This is a genomic window from Microcoleus sp. PH2017_28_MFU_U_A (assembly GCF_020738035.1).
GTDB lineage: Bacteria > Cyanobacteriota > Cyanobacteriia > Cyanobacteriales > Microcoleaceae > Microcoleus.
Map to the genome: position 1 here is coordinate 17,847 of NZ_JAEQCX010000033.1, position 21,107 is coordinate 38,953.

The 21,107-nt window shown below is 45.3% G+C and carries 18 protein-coding genes; 13 read left to right on the top strand and 5 right to left on the bottom strand.

Annotated features, from left to right (window positions below):
• Positions 1-129: 129 nt before the first annotated feature.
• Entirely contained in the window at positions 130-2,046 is a 1,917-nt protein-coding gene (locus tag JGK14_RS05675) for a GAF domain-containing sensor histidine kinase (RefSeq protein WP_293177036.1), read from the top strand.
• Between the two features lie 154 nt (positions 2,047-2,200).
• On the opposite strand, the gene JGK14_RS05680 is transcribed toward JGK14_RS05675, so the two are convergent.
• A complete protein-coding gene (locus tag JGK14_RS05680; protein ID WP_293203287.1) occupies positions 2,201-2,332 on the bottom strand; it encodes a hypothetical protein in 132 nt (43 codons plus the stop codon).
• Between the two features lie 866 nt (positions 2,333-3,198).
• Between JGK14_RS05680 and JGK14_RS05685 the strand changes: the two genes are divergently transcribed.
• Positions 3,199-4,011, top strand: a complete 813-nt coding sequence (locus tag JGK14_RS05685) for a GAF domain-containing protein (RefSeq protein ID WP_293177034.1) — start codon at positions 3,199-3,201, stop codon at positions 4,009-4,011.
• A gap of 595 nt (positions 4,012-4,606) precedes the next feature.
• Here the strand turns inward: JGK14_RS05685 and JGK14_RS05690 are convergent.
• Positions 4,607-6,145, bottom strand: coding sequence for a PAS domain-containing protein (locus JGK14_RS05690; RefSeq protein ID WP_293216961.1), 1,539 nt, complete (start codon positions 6,143-6,145; stop codon positions 4,607-4,609).
• 317 nt (positions 6,146-6,462) lie between these two features.
• On the opposite strand from JGK14_RS05690, the gene JGK14_RS05695 reads away from it, so the two are divergent.
• The 8 genes from JGK14_RS05695 to JGK14_RS05730 all read left to right on the top strand — a co-directional run bounded on the left by JGK14_RS05695 (position 6,463) and on the right by JGK14_RS05730 (position 15,011).
• Positions 6,463-7,113, top strand: a complete 651-nt coding sequence (locus JGK14_RS05695) for a DUF3386 domain-containing protein (protein ID WP_293216964.1) — start codon at positions 6,463-6,465, stop codon at positions 7,111-7,113.
• Positions 7,114-7,350: 237 nt separating this feature from the next.
• The gene (locus JGK14_RS05700) at positions 7,351-7,590 is read left to right on the top strand and encodes a NifU family protein (RefSeq protein ID WP_193975189.1); all 240 of its coding nucleotides are present in this window, start codon (positions 7,351-7,353) and stop codon (positions 7,588-7,590) included.
• A 606-nt stretch (positions 7,591-8,196) separates the two neighbouring features.
• The gene (locus JGK14_RS05705) at positions 8,197-10,443 is read left to right on the top strand and encodes a glycoside hydrolase (protein ID WP_325314839.1); all 2,247 of its coding nucleotides are present in this window, start codon (positions 8,197-8,199) and stop codon (positions 10,441-10,443) included.
• A 348-nt stretch (positions 10,444-10,791) separates the two neighbouring features.
• Positions 10,792-13,365 (top strand): PAS domain S-box protein, encoded by a 2,574-nt coding sequence (locus JGK14_RS05710; RefSeq protein WP_442921430.1) that lies wholly within the window; start codon positions 10,792-10,794, stop codon positions 13,363-13,365.
• 37 nt (positions 13,366-13,402) lie between these two features.
• Positions 13,403-13,636 carry a hypothetical protein gene (locus JGK14_RS05715; RefSeq protein ID WP_293177024.1) on the top strand — a complete coding sequence of 78 codons (234 nt, stop codon included), beginning with the start codon at positions 13,403-13,405 and terminating at the stop codon, positions 13,634-13,636.
• Positions 13,637-13,867: 231 nt separating this feature from the next.
• Entirely contained in the window at positions 13,868-14,260 is a 393-nt protein-coding gene (locus JGK14_RS05720; RefSeq protein ID WP_293177022.1) for a response regulator, read from the top strand.
• A 212-nt stretch (positions 14,261-14,472) separates the two neighbouring features.
• Positions 14,473-14,691, top strand: coding sequence for a hypothetical protein (locus JGK14_RS05725; RefSeq protein WP_325314841.1), 219 nt, complete (start codon positions 14,473-14,475; stop codon positions 14,689-14,691).
• Positions 14,692-14,798: 107 nt separating this feature from the next.
• Positions 14,799-15,011 (top strand): hypothetical protein, encoded by a 213-nt coding sequence (locus JGK14_RS05730; protein ID WP_293146201.1) that lies wholly within the window; start codon positions 14,799-14,801, stop codon positions 15,009-15,011.
• Between the two features lie 195 nt (positions 15,012-15,206).
• On the opposite strand, the gene JGK14_RS05735 is transcribed toward JGK14_RS05730, so the two are convergent.
• Positions 15,207-15,350 carry a chlorophyll a/b-binding protein gene (locus JGK14_RS05735; RefSeq protein WP_325314842.1) on the bottom strand — a complete coding sequence of 48 codons (144 nt, stop codon included), beginning with the start codon at positions 15,348-15,350 and terminating at the stop codon, positions 15,207-15,209.
• Positions 15,351-16,095: 745 nt separating this feature from the next.
• Here JGK14_RS05735 and JGK14_RS05740 point away from each other — a divergent pair.
• Positions 16,096-16,593 carry an NYN domain-containing protein gene (locus JGK14_RS05740; RefSeq protein ID WP_293197174.1) on the top strand — a complete coding sequence of 166 codons (498 nt, stop codon included), beginning with the start codon at positions 16,096-16,098 and terminating at the stop codon, positions 16,591-16,593.
• A gap of 133 nt (positions 16,594-16,726) precedes the next feature.
• Positions 16,727-17,440: a ribonuclease III gene (gene rnc / locus JGK14_RS05745; protein WP_293177014.1), complete on the top strand. Its 714-nt coding sequence runs from the start codon at positions 16,727-16,729 to the stop codon at positions 17,438-17,440.
• A gap of 217 nt (positions 17,441-17,657) precedes the next feature.
• Here the strand turns inward: rnc and JGK14_RS05750 are convergent, their stop codons facing one another.
• The gene (locus tag JGK14_RS05750) at positions 17,658-18,593 is read right to left on the bottom strand and encodes a polysaccharide deacetylase family protein (RefSeq protein WP_293146205.1); all 936 of its coding nucleotides are present in this window, start codon (positions 18,591-18,593) and stop codon (positions 17,658-17,660) included.
• Positions 18,594-18,995: 402 nt separating this feature from the next.
• Here JGK14_RS05750 and JGK14_RS05755 point away from each other — a divergent pair, with 402 nt between their 5' ends.
• Positions 18,996-19,424 (top strand): DUF1824 family protein, encoded by a 429-nt coding sequence (locus JGK14_RS05755; RefSeq protein ID WP_293177012.1) that lies wholly within the window; start codon positions 18,996-18,998, stop codon positions 19,422-19,424.
• Between the two features lie 199 nt (positions 19,425-19,623).
• Here the strand turns inward: JGK14_RS05755 and glgA are convergent, their stop codons facing one another.
• A complete protein-coding gene (glgA, locus tag JGK14_RS05760; protein ID WP_293177010.1) occupies positions 19,624-21,051 on the bottom strand; it encodes a glycogen synthase GlgA in 1,428 nt (475 codons plus the stop codon).
• Positions 21,052-21,107 lie beyond the last annotated feature (56 nt).

Here is a 21,107-nt window from a genome sequence, read left to right on the forward strand (position 1 = left end):
TCCACTCTTCCTTATTGCTTCTACCATAACTCACATCTTAATTATCAAAACCCAAAACAATTTTGAGTTTTAAATTTTAAATCAAAAACTCAATACTCAAAATCAGAATTACTTTTATCCCCTAATCTGATGGACTCTAACACAGATTTCCGGCGATCGAACCTCGCCTCTACAGCATTTTTTCAAGAGTTAGGGGCAGAATTAGTATTTACCCAAGACGCAAGGGGTCGATATCTGTCTTTTTACTGGCAAAAAGCCGAGGAGTACAACCTCACAGCAGAAGAAATTGTCGTTAGCGAAGCCCTCGAAGAGGATCGCCCCCTCAGCGAAACCCTGCAACCCATCGCCCCTGCACCTTATCTCGAACGCCTGCGGCGGGCGCTCGAAACCCTTGTCCCCCAAAGGTTTAGCTATCCATTTTGCCACGCCGAACAATATTTTCTCTTCGATTTGACAGTCACTCCGGCGATCGACTCCAATGGTAAAGCTACAAAAGTCTTAGTTATGGGCAGGCTGCTGTCGGACAAACCCGTACAATTGTCGGCAGATTCCCCAGAATTCATGGCATATCCAGCTTTGCCATCTTCCTCCGACGCCAGCCAACAAATGCTGTATCCAGCCAGCCTCATCGGTAGACCGCTCACTACCTACTCGGAAATCGATCGCAAAATTATCTCCCAAATCGCTCAAAACCTGCACAGAACCCTCGATTTACAGACAATTTGGCAGCAAACAGTTAACAGTTTGGGTGAAGTTTTGAACGCGAGCCGCTGTATCATCTGTTCCTCCAAAAAAGACAGCGAAAACCTCGAAATTTCCCCCTTCCCGATCTCAGAAAATCAGCAAAACTATCCAGATCTAGCAGCAGAATTGCAACACTCAATTGCCAGCGATGGATCGCCCCCGCTGTCTGCCGATCAAATCGAAAATCTCCAATCGAAAACTTTTAAAGTAGTAGCTGAGTACCGCCAAGAACCTTACTCTTCGATGCTGGGATTACAACTGCGCGCAGCCGAACAGCCGGGCTGGATTCAAACTTTAGCCACGTTAAAACCCGTAGCAGTCGATTACGCCTCCCCCATTGTCGATCGCTTCGATCGCCATTCCGTGCTCGTAGCAGCTACCTTCTATGAAGACCAACCCAATGCCCTGATATGTTTGCACCGCTGCGGCAATTCCCCGAAATGGAGTCCTGTCGAACTCGAATTTGCCCGCGAGTTAGTCGCTCAAGTCGGCAGCGCGATCGCCCACGCTACACTTTACCAAGAATTAGAACAAGCCCGTGCCGAAGCCGTCGCCCTTTCCCAACTTAAAAGTCAATTTCTTGCCAATACTTCCCACGAACTCCGCACCCCCCTCAACGGCATCCTCGGTTTCCTGAAACTGGTTCTGGATGGCATGGCAGATGACCCCGAAGAAGCACACCAATTTATCGAAGAAGCTTATCAATCGGCATTACACTTGTTCAATGTGATTAACGATATTTTGGATATCGCTAAAATCGAAGCTGGCAAAATGGAGTTAGACCTCGCTCCAGTCAAACTCGGCGAACTTTTGCAGCAAGTGGAGAACTTTACACGGGTTCAAGTGCAAGAAAAGCGATTGCAATTTCAAATCCAAACACCAGCCATCGAGGACGAGATTATTTTGTATGCCAACTACCAACGCCTGCTTCAGGTAATTTTGAACCTCACCGGCAATGCAATTAAATTTACCAAGGAAGGCGGAATTCGCATCAGTGCCGAAGTTATTAAGAAAAAAGTAACTGTTAACAACCAGGAGTTACCCGGAATTGTGAAAATCCGAGTTGCGGATACTGGCATTGGGGTTTCTCTAGACAAGCAATATAAATTATTTGAGTCATTTTTTCAGGTGGACGGCGCTCGTACCAGACAATACGGCGGCACTGGTTTGGGATTGGCTATTTCTCAAAAACTGGTAGAAGCCATGGGTGGCACAGTAAATTTTTACAGTATGGGGGAAGGACTCGGCTCGACTGTTACTTTTACTGTGGTGCTTTATCAAGAACCGCTCTTGAAAAATTAATTATTGGTAATTGGTAATTGGTAATTGGTCATCGGTAATTGCTTCAGTTCTGGGTTATCCGAAGAGAGGAACGCTATCCATAAAAGCGATATCCGATCTATGAAAACTTTTGTGGGGTAGGCATCCTGCCCGCCCCAAAGATCAACTCATTTGATTAAAACTCTTGTGGGGTAGGCATCCTGCCCGCCCCAAAGATACAAACTAAATGCAAGACATTGTTTTTACCAGAAAGAATTGGTTGAAAGCCCCAAGTCTTTGAGGGAGAAATTAAAATCAGACTATTCATTACTCCAATCCTCTTCCTTCTAGGTAGAGGTCGCGCGACGTTCAAGGACGTGGGGAAACGAATCAGTTTCAGGGATTTGACCGATTTAACGGATAGATGTTGAGGCCAGAAGTCCGAGATCAGAAGCCCGAGCAAATCACCAAGAAGCAAAACTTGTCCGCAGCCAAAGGAGGGAATAAGCAAGAAGCAAGAAATAAAAAATAGCTATAGCTGTTCTCAACTTGGGTGTCTCGCCAGTTGTCTTACCACTTACCAATTACCACTTACCACTTACAAATTTGTATATCACTCAGTTGATTATGTCGGGATCGGTGTATCCCTGATTACAAATTCGCGCATAAAAATCATTGATAATTGGTGGTTTTCATAATAACACAGTTATATTGCCCGTCGCAGTATCAAATTTTACCTTGTCCGCCACCAATCTCCCTCCTTCGGTGTTTTCCACTCAGACCGATCGCCCCACCGCTGCCGAACCCACGCAGAATTCGCATCAATGGCATTGGGGGGGGTAGGACAACAGATCATCTCGCTCTGTCTCTTCGCGGCTCACACCTGCGAATAAACCCCCCCAAAAATCCCTAACCTTACCAAAACTGAATGCCCACCCATAGGACTGATTTAACTTCCACAGCCCTATTGTAAAGTTATATTAAGAAAACTTGACGTTCTTAGTTTTATGTGAGAATTGTAAAGATATTGTAAAGATCCTTGCAATAGATAGTATTTTTTGACTAAGTGTGGGAACATTTAAGTGTAATTACGCAAACCTCTATTTGAACAGTTTGCGTCTGGCAAATTAAGTAAATTTCTGCTGTGTTGGTGGAGTGGTAGACTTTTGCCAGTCTAGTAGAAAGAGGGTTGCTATGAATCAGCAAGTATCAGCTCAATCGCAAAAACTTTTGCTCCAAATTGGCAGAAAGATTCGTCGAACTTTGGATCTCGATACCATTTGGCAACAAACAGTTAACTCTCTCGGACAAACATTAGGTGTCAGCCGTTGCATCATTTGTCCCTATCAAAGTTCTAGCCAGCAAGTCACAGTGGCTGCTGAATACTGCCAAGAACCATTTCTACCAATGCTGGGAGTGAAAATCTCGCTCACGTCAGCACCTCATATTACTCAAGCTCTAGAGACCCTAAAACCGGTGGTAGTAGAATCGTTAGGAGCCGACGATCCTTTTGAACGGCATTCGCTGCTAGTGGTCGCTACCGCTTATCAAGATAAACCTAATGGCATAATTAGCTTGCACCGGTGCGAGGGCGGATTGTCAGGGAATGATGGTAATGCCGATCGACCTTGGACTCAAGACCAGATCGAATTCGCAGAAGAAGTTGCGGATCAAGTCGGAAGTGCGATCGCCCTAGCCACCCTCTACCAAGAGCGCAGCCAGCGAACAAAAGAACTATCCCAGTTTAAAAAAGAGTTTTTGTCAACCGCATCCCACGAGCTGCGAACTCCACTAAATCACATCATCGGCTATCTACAACTAACTGTAGATGATATGGCCGACGATCCAATAGAGGAAAGAGCTTTTATCCAAGAAGCTCACCGTTCGGCTCTCCATCTTTCCAAGGTAATTGGTAATGTCTTAGATTCCATTCAGTCAAGTAAAGCTTGTCAGGCTCACGTAGAGTTAGATGCTTTGAGGAGTCAGCAAAAATCTCTAAACAAGTAAAGATGCAATTCCCGCATTCAAAAACTCGAATATTGATCGGGCACACAAGTCTTCTGCCTGGAAAATGTGACACTTGCATCTATATAGCAATATAGCAATACTAATTTATTTGCTAGTTCTAGAAAAATTTAAATCCTTGTTCAACAAGGAGTCTAGCCAGACAAAAAAGTTTTTATCTTGTGCCAATCCGCTCTGATTGCTATAGATTTTTTCAAGAACTTCGATAGCTGGTTACTAAATTATTTTTAGGTCATTAGGGTTGTGTCTAACACAGCATAGCAAATAATAAAGGTAGGATCAGGGTGTATTTATTATGATATTATGTGGGATCGATCGAATAGCTTTGTAGTGAGGAAGTCCGTACTAATAAAACTCAGAATACCGACTTCCTTACTACAAATCTGCAACGGCTATTTTACCGGAGATGATATCGCCAGCAGAAGATTGCTGCTTCGGACTTTTAGTGTTTTTAACTTATAGCCTTTCTCAAAAAGATGAGGTATGACTGACAGCTTATATAACCGCTTAAACCAAGAGGGCCCAAGCCCAACAACATCCGCGAATCTTTCTGAGAACCGCTATATGCTTGAGGGAATTAGTTATCCCCATCTTTTTTCTTGGTTGGCGGGCGGCTGACATAGCGGGCCCAAAAAGGTTCTTCCATATTTTTCAGGGATGCTAGTTTTTGGCGCTCATCTTCTATGCGCTTGCGTTCTGAAAGGTCAGAAAATATGTTGATACTGCCGACTGTCTCGCCGCCTGCATCTTGTACGGGTGCGGCAAACAGCCAAAGGTCGATCGAACTACCGTCTTTTTTGGGCAAAGACACTTCCAAACCGTTTTCCGGTTTGCCATTACCCGCAGACTTCAGCAGCGCGTAAAAATCTTGCTTTTGTCCTTCAGGAATATTCGGCAATGGTTGGCCCAAAACCTCAGCAGCAGTCCAGCCAAAAAGTTCTTCGGCGGCGCGGTTCCAGACAAGGGTGCGGCCGTCATTGTCGGTACAGTTAATCGCCAGCGGCGCCGATGCAATCTGGGCTTGCCAAACTCTGTTAACGAGTTGCAGTTTCAATTCTACTTGCTTGCGATCGGTAATTTCCTGACAAGCGCCCCACAAACGAACAACCCGCCCTTCAGTTTTGTCCCACACGGCTTGCCAGCAGTCCCGCACCCAGCGCACACCACCATTTTTGTTAACAATTCGATACTCATTGACCCCCATACCTCTAGAAGTAGAGCCTTCTAATTGTTTAATTAACATTTCCCTATCATCAGGGTGAACGATATCTGAACTCCACCAGCCCGAGGCAGTTAATTCTTCAGGGAGATGACCGCTCACGCGCGCCAAAGCTTCCGTTACCCACTCACAAACAAAGTTACCGTTGGGAAGTGCCTTGAAAGAATAGGCAAAATCCGAAGTAATTTGTGACATAATTTTGTAGTGCCGTTGCGACTCCAGGAGTGCGCTTTCTGCTTGCTTGCGTCCCTCAATTTCCCGGGAAGCAATCAGAATTCCCTGTACGCTAGAATCGTGAAGCAAACTATTGCCGATCGACTCCAAGTAGATCCAAGAACCGTCCGCGTGGCGTTTGCGATATTCGATCGGCTTCCCAACTCCAGGAAATTCTAGCAACTTGCCAAAATATGCCTTCCAACTCAGCAAATCGTCTGGATGGATCAACTCGCCATGAAACTTGCCAATTCTCTCTTCTGGCTTGTAACCCAAAACTCTCTCTAGCGCTGCGCTGTGATATCGGACTCGCCCGTCGGAGCCAACAATAGTAATTATATCTGGAGAATTACGGAGCGCAGCCTGAAGTTTGGCTTCGCTTTTAGTTAATGCTTTATTATCCCGGCGGTGCTGGTTGATTTCTTCGTTCAACTGCTCCTGTAGCTTTCTGAGTTGCGCCGCTTGCTGGGCGACAGTGCGTTCCAAAAGACGATTTAAATTTTCCGCCTCAACTAACTTTGCCGCGTTATTTGTCGCACTTTCAAACTGGCGGCTGGTTGCCATTTCTTGCAAAGAAGTTGACAGAGTTTCCACAGTTTTTATTAAAATTGCCTGTTGGGGAGGTGGTAAATGCTTAACTTGTTCCTGCAACGTTTCTAGGTATTTGTAAATTGTTTCTAGCATTTTATTAATTAGGGAATCTAATAGTTGCCACAGGTGAAAACTCTAAAAAGCGGACAGAAGTTTTTTTTAAGATAACCCATAACTAAGAGTGATGTATGGCGATCGATCGCGATCTTAATCACGAGTAATTGCGTGACTTTATTTTGACATCATAGCAACTGAGACTGAAAGTAATTTTTTGTGGCGGTAAAGTTAATAGCCTAGCGACAGCACCCCATTCGGGAACCTGCGAGAGTCGGCAACCCGCCCCTGCCGTCAATGCAGGGCACAGGAGCGGTTACGCTAAACTAGATGGGTGTAAATAGAAAGAGAGATTTATGACAGAGCCAGCCAACGCTCGCGATTTGTTTCGCGCTGCTTACGAACACCGTTACACCTGGGATGCCAACTTTCCCGGTTACAGCGCCGATATTGAACTCAAGCAAGGCGACGAAGTATATACGGGTCATGTTTCCATTAAACCAGACATGACAGTGGAAGTCAGTGGCATTGCCGATGAGGAAGTAAAGCAGAGCGTTTACACTCAAATGCGCGATATTGTGACTCACCGGAAGCGATCGACATTTGAAAAATCCCACGGCAAAAACAGCTTCACCCTCGGCGAGAAGGACAGTACCGACGCTGTGGATATTTTAGTGCAAGGCGACTCAATGGGCTCGAATTATAAAATCCGAGGTCTGTCAATTTGTCAAGTCAGCCGGGTGATGGGTCGCATGGCTTTCGTCATTGACACGCACAAAAGCTTAGAGACACCCGAAGGTTCTTTGGCTAGTCATTACGATGCCGTTTTTCGCAACCCCGAAACCAACGAAATCACCAGAGAACTGGAATTTGAAGATACCTTTGACAAAGTAGGCGACTATTATGTCATGACCAAGCAAGTAGTGCGATCGAAAGAAAAAGGTCAACTGACAACAACCGAGTTTAACTACTCCAACGTCAAACTGCTAGAACCAGCAGTAGTCTAGGGTTATACCCTTTTCGAGTTGCGCGTTGAAGATTAAAGACTTGGCAACGATGGATGACAACCCAGGTGGGGGAATCTCTCCTACAGTTGCAGTCATTCTGGGAAGGATTAATTGCAAAATCCGTTTTGTTGGAGCAAGCGGGTTTTGCGATTAGTGTCTCGGACTCAACTTCATTTAACGGCAAGTAACGGTACGATCGAACTAAGTCAATTGTACGAATAATTTTTGAGGCAAAATATGACAACACTAGCACTAACCAGAGATAACGTCGAAACAGTTCTCGATGAAATGCGCCCCTACCTGATATCAGATGGTGGCAACGTCGAACTGGTAGAAATCGACGGCCCAGTAGTACACCTGAGACTGCAAGGAGCTTGCGGCTCTTGTCCGAGTTCCACAATGACTCTGAGAATGGGCATTGAACGCCGCCTGCGCGAAGCAATCCCTGAAATTTCTGAAGTCGAACAGGTAATGTAATTAGTCAGTTGACAGTTGACAGTTGACAGTTGACAGTTGACTGTTAACGGTTGACTGTTACCTTTTTTCAATTCCTTATATAGCGACAGGTGATTTTAATCCAGAATTTACCAGCCTGAGTGTTAATTCATGACTGTACGGAAATGAAGATAATTCTAGTTGACTGGCTATTAAAGCTTTTACCGCTATTACCAGAAAGAATTGGTTGAAAGCCTGTCCATTTTAAGGAGAAATTAAAACAAGACGATTCATTACTCCAATCATCTTCCTTCTAGATAGAGGCTGCTGTCAACTGTCAACTGAATCCAATCCTCTTCCTTCGAGTTAAAGGTCGCCCTCAAGCGGTCAAATATCAATTGAATGAAAGCCCTAGATACAAAAAGTAGTTTTATGTGCTACTCGATGGTAGTAATGTGTGCAGCATCAACCTGCAATTGAGAAGTTGGAAGCGCTACTTAATAGGGACAATCTGCGCTGTTCATCACCCTAAAGATAGAAGTTAAGCATTCCTGACAAAATTACAAAATACCAATTACAAAATACCAATTACAAAATACCAATTACAAATTATAATTACCCATTACCCATTACCCATTACCAAAATCAATGTCTCATCCACTTTACGTAGCCTTCATTTGGCACCAACACCAACCCCTCTACAAATCAAGATCGTTCACTAGCGCCGGAGCATCCGAGTATCGACTGCCTTGGGTGCGCTTGCACGGAGTCAAAGATTACTTGGATTTAGTCCTAATTCTGGCAAAATATCCCAAGCTGCATCAAACTGTAAACCTGGTTCCGTCCTTGATTTTGCAGATAGAAGACTGCATCGCCGACAAAGCACTAGATCCTTACTTGGCGGTAACTCTCAAGCCAGCAGAAACTTTAAACATCGCTGAACAAGAGTTCATTTTAGAACACTTCTTTGATGCCAACTACCACACCCTGATTCAGCCGCATCCCCGGTACGCTCAACTCTACACTCAGCGGCAGGAAAAAGGCATTCAGTGGTGCTTGGCAAACTGGAAAGTGCAGGATTTTGCCGACTTGCTGGCGTGGCACAATTTAGCTTGGATTGACCCGCTGTTTTGGGACGATCCCGAGATTGCAGGGTGGCTGAAACAAGGGCAAAACTTTAGTTTGGCAGACAGAAAAAAGATCTATTCAAAACAAAAAGAAATCCTCGCCAGAATCATTCCCCAGCACCGTAAAATGCAAGCTGAGGGACAGTTGGAAGTGTCCACAACCCCCTACACTCACCCGATTTTGCCGCTGCTTGCTGACACAAATGGCGGCCGCATAGCGATTCCTAATATGACACTGCCAGAACATAGGTTCCAGTGGGCTGAAGATATTCCGAGACATTTGAGAAAATCTTGGGATATGTATCAAGACAGATTTGATTGTAAACCGCGGGGTTTGTGGCCGTCGGAACAGGCAGTTAGCCCGGAAATTTTGCCCTACATTGCTAAACAAGGGTTTAAATGGATTGTCTCGGATGAGGCGGTATTGGGGTGGACAATTAAACACTTTTTTCACCGCGATGGGGCGGGGAATGTTTGCGAACCAGAATTGTTATATCGCCCTTATCGTTTAGAAACTCCTGATGGCGATTTGGCGATCGTATTTAGAGACCACAGGTTGTCTGATTTGATTGGTTTTACCTACGGTTCGATGGAACCGAAGAAGGCAGCGTCGGATTTGGTGGGACACTTGGAGGCGATCGGCAGAACTCTCAAACACCGACAACCCGACGGCCACACATCTTTAGAAAATCCGTGGTTGGTGACGATCGCCCTAGACGGCGAAAATTGCTGGGAATTCTATCCTCAAGATGGCAAACCGTTCTTAGAATCACTCTATCAAACTCTCAGCGACAATCCCGATATCCAATTAGTCACAGTGTCGGAATTTCTCGACAAATTCCCCGCCACCGAAACAATACCCGCCGCCCAACTGCATACCGGTTCCTGGGTAGACGGTTCCCTGACAACTTGGATCGGCGATCCTGCGAAAAACCGCGCTTGGGATTTGTTAGGGCCAGCCAGACAAATGCTGGCAAACCATCCAGAGGCTACGGAAGAAAGCAATCCCGAAGCTTGGGAAGCGCTTTATGCGGCGGAAGGTTCCGACTGGTTTTGGTGGTTTGGCGAAGGCCACACGTCGAATCAAGATGCTATGTTCGATCGGCTATTCCGCGAACACGTAGCAGCAATCTACGAAGCTCTCGGCGAGCCTGTACCCCCGGAAGTGCTGCGACAAGTAGAGGCACACGAGGTTCAAGGCGACCACCAACCGCTGAGCTTTATTCACCCGATTATCGACGGTATCGGCAACGAACAGGATTGGGACAAAGCCGGCCGGATTGAAGTTGGGGGAGCAAGGGGTACGATGCACCGGAGTGCGGCAATTCAGCGGCTTTGGTACGGCGTAGATCACTTGAATTTTTACCTTCGCGCCGACTTCAATGCTGGGGTGCGGCCGGGCATTGATTGCCCGCCGGAGTTAAACTTGTTCTGGTTTTATCCCGATCGCACGATGCACAACAGCTTGATTCCGCTGTCAGGTTTGCCCGATGAAGCACCCATCAACTATCGCTTCCACCATCAGTTAGAGATTAATTTGCTGACGAAATCGATTGGGTTTCACGAAGCAGGAGAGGGCGATGAGTGGCAGCCCCGCCTCAGCCGGGCCCAAGTGGGATTGGATAAATGTTTGGAGATAGCAGTGCCCTGGGCGGATTTGCACATTATGCCAGACTGGCAAATGAGGCTGATTGCGGTTTTATCGTCCGGGGAGCGCTACTCTAGCTGTCTGCCGGAAGATGCTTTGATTGGAATTGGAATGCCTTAAAGAGTCATGAGTCATGAGTCCTGGCGTCATTAGTCATCAGTCATTAGTCCGATCGCGTCCGGTCGATCGAGCGCTATAAAATAGGTTTGTAGTCAGGACTTCAGTCCTCTGTTTTTTGAGGACTGAAGTCTTAACTACAAACCTGCTATAAAATAGGTTTGTAGTCAGGACTTCAGTCCTCTGTTTTTTGAGGACTAAAGTCCTCATTACAAACCTGCGCTAGAAAATTGGTTCGTAGTAAGGAATTCAGTCCTCTGTTTTTTGAGGACTGAAGTCCTCACTACAAACCTAATAATGGGTGAATTTACTGGACATCTAATCATTAGTCATTGGGAAATCATCAAACTAATGAGCCGCATTTTGCTCTCGCTCGATCGCTACCAACAACCCTTGCAGATCGCACACCTCAACACTGAGCATGAGGTGATGCTACTCGATTGGACTTCCGAACCAAACTCAGAATTTATTCTTCCAAAAATAGCTTTTGACTTGTGCATTCTCGACGAGGCAAACTTCGATCGTATCGGGCACATGGTTGAAACATTAAAAACTGCGGTGGAGCCTAGTTTTTTACCGTTTTTGCTATTGATAAATTCCCAAACGCCGACTCTTTCCGAGCAGCAGTTTTTGCTGAGTTCCAAACAACTCGAAGGCAGAATTGATGATTTGATAGTAAGTCCCATAGATGCCAGCCAACTGCACTTGCGCGTAGAAAATTTGTTAGCTCGCAGGCAGCTATCGTTAGAACTCCACAGACTTCAACAAGTAATTAAAGAACGCACTTTTACAGAAAGTTTGTTGATCGACTCGCTGCAAACGGCAAACGAAAATTTGCAACGGGAAATCGCCAAGCGGGGAGAGGTAGAAGCTGCACTCCAAGAAAACTCCTATCTCGAATCGCTGATGAATGCCATGCCAGATATTGTCTGCTTTAAAGATGGCGAGGGCAGGTGGCAGGAGGCAAATCAAGCAATATTGGAATTGTTTGAGCTATCGGCAGATAACTACCGGAGCCTCACAGATACTCAGTTAGGAAAACTCAGCAGTTTTTACGGGGAGGCTCTACAGGCTTGCGAGGTGAGCGATCGAGCAGCGTGGGAAAAAGGTACTCTTTGTAGGGGAGAAGAAGTGGTTCCCCGATCGAACGGTACTGTAAAAATCTACGATGTAATTAAAGTACCCGTATTTCATGCCGACGGCAGACGTAAAAGTATCGTGATACTGGGCCGCGACATTACTGAATACAAGCAAGCTAGAGATGAACTCGTGCGCTTGGCGTCGATTGTCGAGTCTTCCGACGACGGCATCGTGGGCAAAACCCTCGCCGGGACAATTCAGAGCTGGAATGCAGGAGCCGAGAAGATTTACGGCTACTGCGCGCAGGAAGTCAAGGGACAGTCGATCGAGATTTTAGCAATTCCCGAACGCCCCAAGGAAATCCCCCAAATTCTGGAAAATATTCGGGCTGGAACTACGATCGACCATTACGAAACCGTACACTTGCGTAAAGACGGCGAACAGATAGATGTGTCTCTGACGATTTCTCCGATTAAAGACGCCACAGGAGCAGTAACGGGCATTTCAACTATCGCTCGCGACATCACCGATAGCAAGCGAGTTCAAAAAGCTCTCGAACAACTCCGCCACCAAACAGAAATGATTTTGTTCTCCGCAGCAGAAGGAATTTGCGGGTTGGACAAACAGGGAAAAGTAACTTTTGTCAATCCGGCGGCGGTGAGAATGGCTGGTTGCGAATCGAAGCAATGGATCGATCGACCTTTGTCTGAAAGCTTACACCGTTCGCAGGCAGAATGCTCGAAGGCGATCCTCTTCGAGGGCTGCGCTAACGAGCAAATGTCACCTGCAACAGATATCAATTCCGGCTCTCAACTTGCCCCAGACTGCGCCACACCAACCACGGGAAAACTCTCGAACCCAGTATGTTCTCAAATTTTAGACACCTTGAGAGACGGAGAGGTTCGGCGTGTCACGGATGAGGTTTTTTGTCGGCAAGACGGCAGCAGTTTTCCAGTTGAGTACGTTGTCGCTCCGATGCGAGAACAAGGCGAAATTATTGGCGCTGTGGTGACTTTTAAAGATATCACCGATCAGCTTGCGGTCGAGCACATGAAAGATGAATTCATATCTGTTATCAGCCACGAACTGCGGACGCCCATGACTTCGATTCACGGGGCACTCGGTCTCCTCAACAGCGGCCTGCTTGAGGCTCACCCCCAGAAAGCCAAGCGGATGCTGGAGATTGCGATAGCTAATACTGACCGGTTAGTGCGCTTGATCAACGACATCCTGGATTTAGAGCGCATGGATTCTAATTACAGCACTGCCATCAAACAAACTTGCAATGTCGCGGATCTGATGTTGCAGGCGGCTGACGAGATGCAGGGAATGGCCCAGCAGGCAGGAGTTACTCTGTCTGTGAGACCTGTGAGGGCGCAATTGCTCGCTGTTCCCGATCGGCTAATTCAGGCATTGACAAATTTGCTCAGCAATGCTATAAAATTTTCGCCCGCAGGTGCTACGATTTGGCTGAGCGGTGAGTCGATCGAGCATCCGGATTTGGCAGAAAAAGCTGAGTTGAAGTCAGTGTCGTCTCCTTGTTTGTTGTCTCCCGAGACTGCCACCAATCCGCACTTACCCGTGAGTTCGGAAATCCTGATTGCGGTTAAAGACCAAGGACGCGGCATTCCGGCGGACAAGCTAGAGATGGTCTTTGAGCGCTTTCAACAGGTTGATGCTTCTGATTGTCGCCAAAAGGGAGGTACTGGTTTAGGGCTGGCTATTTGTCGCAGTATCGTGCAGCAGCACGGGGGCCGGATTTGGGTGGAGAGCATTTTGGGGGAGGGCAGCACTTTTTTCTTACGTCTGCCAGTTATGGGGGAGGGAGATGATATTCCCCATTAGGTAAATTGCATTAGCCATGACTAATGAAAAAATATTAATGCAAAAATTTTCATACCATCCTGGATGCAGAAACCAGGCTTTTTTACCAAAAGACTGGGTTGCAGGCAGCAGAAACGCTAAAAAACCAGCTTTCGAGGCGTCTGAAGTGCGTCCGGGCCAGTCATTTTTGGCAAAGACGGATTATACAGGCAGGGACGGGCAAAATCGCGATTGTCGATCGAACAGCGGATTTTTGGGGACTCCGTTGTATAGCAACGGCCAAGGCGGTTAGGACGTTCTTAATTGCTGAAACCCTTGCGCTAGATAGCTTCTATCGCGAGGAAGAAGGAAAGATTTCCTTCTTCCTTCCATCCGTTACATCCCGTACATTGCTCGTTGCCGAACTTCATTCTTCTGTACAGTTTTGCAGCTTTACTGTAAAGTCCGATCGGTAAAAAAGTTTGCTTTACAAAACATTCACATTTCGCCTCTAGTCTGTGATCAGTTCTGATTCTTAAAAAAGATGTTAATTTTGACTGCCAAACGCATCTTGGTTATTGACGATGCCGAAGATATTCGGGAAGTGGCTCAAGTCAGTCTTGAGGTGGTGGGGGGCTGGGAAGTCCTGACCGCAAGTTCTGGTCGCGAGGGTATGGCTAAGGCTCTTGCCGAACAGCCTGATGCTATTCTCCTGGACGTGATGATGCCCGACCAAGACGGGCCTACTACTTTTAAACAGTTACAAGCTAATCATGCTACCCAGCACATTCCGGTAATTTTATTGACGGCTAAGGCTCTCGCTAGCGACAGGCGGATGTTCGCAGATTTGGGGGTAGTGAGTGTGATTGCTAAGCCTTTTGAACCGATGGCTTTGGCTGCTCAGGTGGCTGAAGCTCTGGGCTGGCAGGAAGCATAGGTCGATTGTGCGCCTTAAAATCTGTGAAATCTCTAACCAAAAAAACAAATTATTTCTGCTCGGTTTTTATGCTGAATATAATCGGGCAGAATTATATTTTTTTTTGTAACAACTTACTTATCTTCATAAGTTCTTCAGGTTTAAGTTTTAATTTAAGCACATCGTCAGGAATCGATCCTGACTGTTTGCCAAAACCTTGGGAGAAGACGACTATGCCATCAGCTTACATTTTGCTACTGATAGTTTCTCTGGCAGCCGTCTGGATTTACTGGCAAACCTCTCAAGATATTTTTGTTCTTGTGGCTTTGGCCGGACTGGGTTGTTTTATTTGGGGTTTCTCTTGGGCTCCTTGGGGCGTTCAGGCTCTAATTGTGGTGTTGCTGTTGGGCATCCAAAAGTGCTACTTGTCAGACGCTCAAAGTTTGGAGTGAAAAGAGCTTTTTTATTGTTGTGCCTGGAGTAGAGATACAGCGGCATTCCTCAATATCTGTAATGAATTGGTTTATCGATCCATATCTTAAAGAAGGTTTAAAATATCATGAATAGTTGCCCTTGTTGCTCCTCTCAATTGTTACGCCACGCTCGCCACAATCGCGTTTATTGGTTCTGCTCGCGCTGCTGGCAGGAAATGCCGGATCTGTCGGAGATGATTTTAGGTAACAGCCTGCGGACTCACAAACAAGAAGGCTTGGTGAAGCTTACTGGTTTGACTCCTAAAGCGAGAATTTTGGATTCAGTAGGAATTGCTTAGGAAAGATCGAGTTTGACTGACGATAAATATTGAGACGAAAAAGTTTTTTGATTGTGCCATCGGTTTGACTTTTTAATAAAAAATGCAAAAGTCCCTTCACTGTGAGTGAAGGGACTTATTTGCGTGCGGGCGATCGCACTTGTAAGGGGGTCGATCGCCCCCACAAATTACAGCTCTTGTATGGAGTTAAGCTGATTACATCAAACCGATTTGAGAGAGAATGCCTTGACCGGTGAGGAATTCGGTAGCTAAGCCGATCGCAAAGCCTAGCATTGCCAAACGACCGTTCCAGGTTTCAGCGAACTCGGTGAAGCCTACTTTTGCGTCTTTGTTTTCCATGACCATAAACCTCGTTGTATTTCAACCTTATGTAACTAAACTTAACATAGCGAAAGAAACATTGCAACATATTTTTACATTTATTTTTCAAATGCTGCTTGTCAGCAGGATGAATCGACGTGTAGAGGGGCTTGTGGGCGATCGCACGGGGGTGAGAAACCGGGTTTCTCCCGATATGTTCTGTGAGTAGTCGCCAAATCTCGTAGAAACGGGGTTTCACTCTTGTCGCAAGCGCGTAACTTGCGATCGGTGTCAGGTTCACGAAAATATTGCTCAGAGGTCTAAGAATGTCAGAAAAATAATTTTTACTAAATACTTGACATCAAAAATTCAAAAAGCTAGATTAAAGGCAGAGCTAAAACTAAATATCGCATTCAAAATTAAGGAATGTTGATTGAGTCGTCTTAGCTGCACGGTTGATAGAACTGTAGCAAGTTTCTAGAATCCCGTTGAGCGGAAATTAAGTCTAATGTCGTTTTAACAAGTTAATACAAGCTTGACATAAATCGAAACATTATAGAGTTAGATTTCCCTTCAACGGGCTACTACTAAGCTCGTTACAGTTCTATCAACCCTGTAGCTAAGACGCTAATCAAATCCCTACAAAATCAAAGTGTTTTATGGTAACAGATTGTCTTGTGCCGAGATGTTCATTTGTGAGCAAATCCACAGACAAAACTCCATTAATGCTAGATGCGCGATATGTCGAGGCTGTCCAGCCCACCAAATTTTAGGAATTACTCAAATGGACACTCATCGAACCTCAAATGGATTAATCTACCAACAGCAAGCTTTAGTTTCCATTTATTGGGATTATCAAAACATCCCAACCTTAAAACTATCCCCAGATTTATTGCTCTTGGCTAATAAATTTGGATATGTAGTTAACCGCAAAGTTTACGATAATTGGCAACAACAAAATAAGGCAGCACAAGTAAATTTGCGCTCTCAAAATTTTGAATGTTTTCATGTATCCCAAAACATTAAAAATGCTGTAGACTTTCATTTGTCAGCAGACTGCTTTAGTGAGGCTTCAAGTAGCCTATACCCACACACATTTATTATTGTCTCTGGAGACGGCTACGGTGAGATTTTGATTCAGAAGCTGCATGAAAAGGGGAAGAAGGTAATAATTGTTGCCCGCAAAGGTAATGATAGTCACAATCTCAAAAAGCTTGCAGATAGATTTTACTTGATCGATGAATTGCCAAAGTCGATCGAGACTTACAAAGTCACAGCATAAACAACCTCGATATTTACCCCGCCGCAGATAGCAAAAATCTAGTTTATTTGATAAACTAAATTCTCCAAACCAACCGCCATCTGCGGCTCTTTCATGTTCGCATAATAACAACACCAACCATTACTAAATTTTCATGCCATCAACTAATCAAACACAAGAACTCCAAATAACGATTCCCCAATTCAACAATGAAAAACTGCTGCGCCAAGCACTAACCCACCGTTCCTACGTCAACGAAAATCCCACATTCCGCGAAGCAGACAACGAACGCTTAGAATTTCTCGGCGATGCTTTGCTGACATTTCTCAGCGGCGAATATCTCTATCAGCGTCACCCAGAAATGGGAGAAGATCAAATGACTCGCCGACGTTCTGCATTGGTAGATGAAAAACAATTAGCCAGATTTGCTACTGAAATCAGTTTAGACTTAAAAATGCGGCTCGGCAAAGGAGCTTATCGAGAAGGTGGAATTACTAATCCAAATTTGCTCAGCAGCACCTTTGAAGCATTCATTGGCGCTTACTATCTCGACACCGAAAATATGGACAAAGTTCGTGAGTTTGTATGGCAAATGTTTGATTCTGTTCCCGACAATGTGGTGGAAACGCGATCGACTGTAGACTCGAAAAACCGCTTTCAAGAATGGGTACAAGCCAACGGTGACACGACTCCGCCCAAATACGTGACAGTCCAAGCAGGAGGAACGCCCCATCAGCCCGAATTTCTCGCTAAAGTTTATGTTGGAGACAAATCCTATGGAGAAGGTAAAGGTAAAAGCAAGAAAGATGCTGAGAAAAATGCGGCTGAAGATGCGTTAGCAAAGCTGAAAAAACGCGGACTGATCTAAACGTGAAAACACTGATAAAAACTACTATAGCCTTTCTCAGAAAGATGAGGTACTCATGGGCATGGGGCATCGGCCAAACAGGGCATCGGGGATACCTAACCACGATTAAGAACCGCTATAGTTTGTTTTCCAGATGACACAATAGACGCGCGCCTCAGTGGCTCTGGGGATACATCAACTCGCCCAATCAAAGAGATATAAAAACCCGAAATGCTGCCTAAAGCCACTCTTTCTTTCTCAAAGTAGAAGCTCTTTTGGCTATCCTAATTAAATCTGTAGGCGACGTATTTTTATCGACAGTGATGCGAGAGATGCGGTAGTTATTTTCCAGTCGGTTTACTCTAAATAAATGGTCATTGTACAAAAAGCCACTTAAATGATATTTAGGCAAAATATCTTCCACTTCCGAGTCTGATGCGCCGTAGGGATAGGCGATGTGAGCGCCGATAACTTTATTTTTGTCTAAATCCCCCAGACATTTTCTCAACTCTAACTTAGATTTTGCAATTTCAAATTCTAATTCTTTTCCGCTCACCTTAGTTAAGTCTTTGTGAGTAAAACCGTGTGACTGAATGTCATAAAAACCTTTTTGATATCCATCTCTTAAATCGTTGCAAGTAGTGTGTGCTAAAAAATCTTTGCCCATATCAATACCTAAAAAGTGAGGGTTGACAAATAACACAAATTTACCCTTTTCTTTGTTGGTTACAGACAACTTTTCTAATATTGGAAGTGCATTTTCATGAACGCCTTTGTAGCCGTCGTCAAAGGTTATCATGATTGGTTTTTGACCGAGATTTTTAGCGGGTATTGGCTGCGACTTGTCAATAAAGTATACGTACAAGTCTTGAGATGATAAAAACCAATAGTTTTCTTTAATTAGATATTCTAAAAATACTGACAAGTCTTGTTTGGTGTAGTTAGTGGGAAAAGCGAGCCTCCGAGGTGGTAAGTCGGCGGGATTGCGAGTGTCTACAATGTTGTGAAAACCGATTATAGGGATTCTGGTGAAGTTAGATTCTACTGTCCAGCCAGAAATACCTATACTGATGGCAAATATCACCAATAAGTAAATCAGTTTGACTTTGTGTAGCAGTCTAAAAAGAAAATTTTCCAGGAATTTTATGTTTTCTAACAATTGCTCGAAGCTCATACTTTCTTTACCAAGTTGTGTGCTTTTTACCTCTACCATTAATAGAGGCAAATTCAGCTAACTTGACATTTTTTTTGGTATTTCTTTGGAATCTAGGTAGAGTGTGGATGCCGTAAGCCGATCGCCCAAAATGCTTCCGAGAACCCAAAATGCGTTATAATCGGGGCTGGCGCGAGTGTTACGGCTGTCGATCGAGGGTTGCAATGGCAGAAATCCGTTGACCTCACCTGGATAGGGATGCAAGCCCTTGACAGGAGTCGTAAAGATTCCCCAAATTTAGACTTTGGTTGGATCTCCCAGATTCATCTATGGAGTCAATCTAAAATCTAAAATCTAAAATCTAAAATCGACTGACGAATACCCGAGTGTCGATCGTACTTTTTGGAAATATCAGAGCAATTGATGTCTACTCACAACCCGACTACCCTAACTGTAGAAGCAGCACAGCAAATCCTCAAGGATTTTACTTGTCTGGATATGCAATCTGTAGCATCGCCACTGGAAAAACAGGCGCTGCGTGAAGCGATTTTGCTGGTAGCAAGTTTGTCGGATTACCAAATGCTTGGAGTTTGCGCGACTTCGACGGATGAGGGTTTTGCAGCTTTAGCAACTTATTTGAAGGCTTTGGGATATGATGCTGTTTTAGATCCAAGTGCTTTTGCTGCATTTAGTGGTTCGGTTTATATTAAGTTCAATACTTTGAAGGGTTCGTATTATGTTGATGGCTATCCTGGAACTTATCGGGGCGTGTTAGTATCGTGCCAATTTTCCTCGGAAGATGGAGTTAGCGGGACTTACGGTCATTTACCTCTCGATTTATTTGTTGATTAATTGAGTAGAAGGAAGAAGGAAGAAGGAAGAAGGAAGAAGGAAGAATAGAAATTTAGATGATGTCATTGCGAGGCACGAAGCAATCGCAGGGTAAGAGAGATTGCTTCGTGCCTCGCAATGACACGTTTTCGAGTGCGTCAGCAAATATCCTACTCATTAAAGCGACAATAACGCCTGACGCACCCTACAAAGAAAGAGATTAACCTTTACCAATGATTAATTCGGTTTCCGGTTCCGGTGCGATTTCGTCTGGTGAGATGCCGAGAATTTCGCTGTACAAGTTGACATATTTTCTGGCAGAAATGTCCCAGCCAAAATCTTCTTTCATGCCGCGCTTTTGCAGTTCTTTCCACTTATCTTTGTAGCGGAAACCTTCCCATGTTCGGATCATGCAGGTGAATAAGTCGAGGGGTTCGTAGCGATCGAAACAGTAACCTGTGCCGGTATCATTAATCGGGTCGTTGTGAGATACGGTATCGACTAAACCGCCGGTGCGGCGCACCATTGGGACGCAACCGTAGCGGAGGGCGAGCATTTGGCTGATGCCGCAGGGCTCGAAACGGCTGGGCATCAGGAAGGTGTCGCAGCCTGCGTAAATGCGGCGGGAGAGGGCGTCGTTGTAGAGTAATTGGGTGGACATTCGGCCGGGATAGCGGGCGGTCATTTGCCAGAGTTGGGTTTCGTAGTAGCGATCGCCAGTTCCGAGTACAATAAACTGAGCGTCGGTATAGGCCATGAAGCGATCGAGCATTTGAATGATCAAATCCAGCCCCTTCTGTTCTACTAGCCGCGTCACCATGCCGATTAACAGGGCATTTTTATTCACTTCCAAACCGACTTCTTCTTGCAGCGCAATTTTGTTAACTGGGCGCTTGTCAATAGTATCAACACTGAATTGTTGGTGGAGGTACTTGTCAGTTTCTGGGTTGTAAGATTCTGTATCAATTCCGTTCAAAATACCTGATACTTTGCCGCCGAGGAAAGATAGCAAACCTTCCAAAGTTTCCCCATAGGCTGGGGTTTTGATTTGTTCGGCGTAGGTGGGCGAAACTGTATTTACGCGATCGGCAAACTGTACAGCCGCAGCCATTGTATTGTGACCTTGCATATACCAAGGGCACCAAGTCATCTGATCCAAACGCCAGCGCCACGGCCCTTGATAAGCTAAATTGTGAATAGTAAAAACTGTGCTGATATCGGGGTCTTGCTTCATCCAAACAGGTATCATCCCCGTATGCCAGTCGTGACAGTGCATAATTTGTGGTTTCCAGTGATTCCAGGCAAATTCAGCGGCAGCATTGGCAAAGAAAGTGAACCGCCAATCTTCATCTACGCCGCCGTAAACCCGGCGTGGTAAGAAAGATGGATGTTGCAATAAGTATAAAGGTACATCGGTGCCCGGCAAAAGAGTTTCAAAGACGGAGAAGCTTTGGAACATGGCCGCCCCATTCCAAACAGGTTTTTTGGGAACGTCCATTTTGTCGGGGACGAAGCCGTAGTAGGGCATGAAGATGCGGACATCGTGACCCATGCGGCGCAGAAATTTAGGCAAAGCGCCGACGACATCGCCCATACCGCCCACTTTGGCTAGGGGTGCTGCTTCGGCGGATACAAATAAAATTCGCATTATTTTTTTGTGTTCCTTGGGATAGTTAGGCTAGATCAAGTTTAAATGGCGAGGGA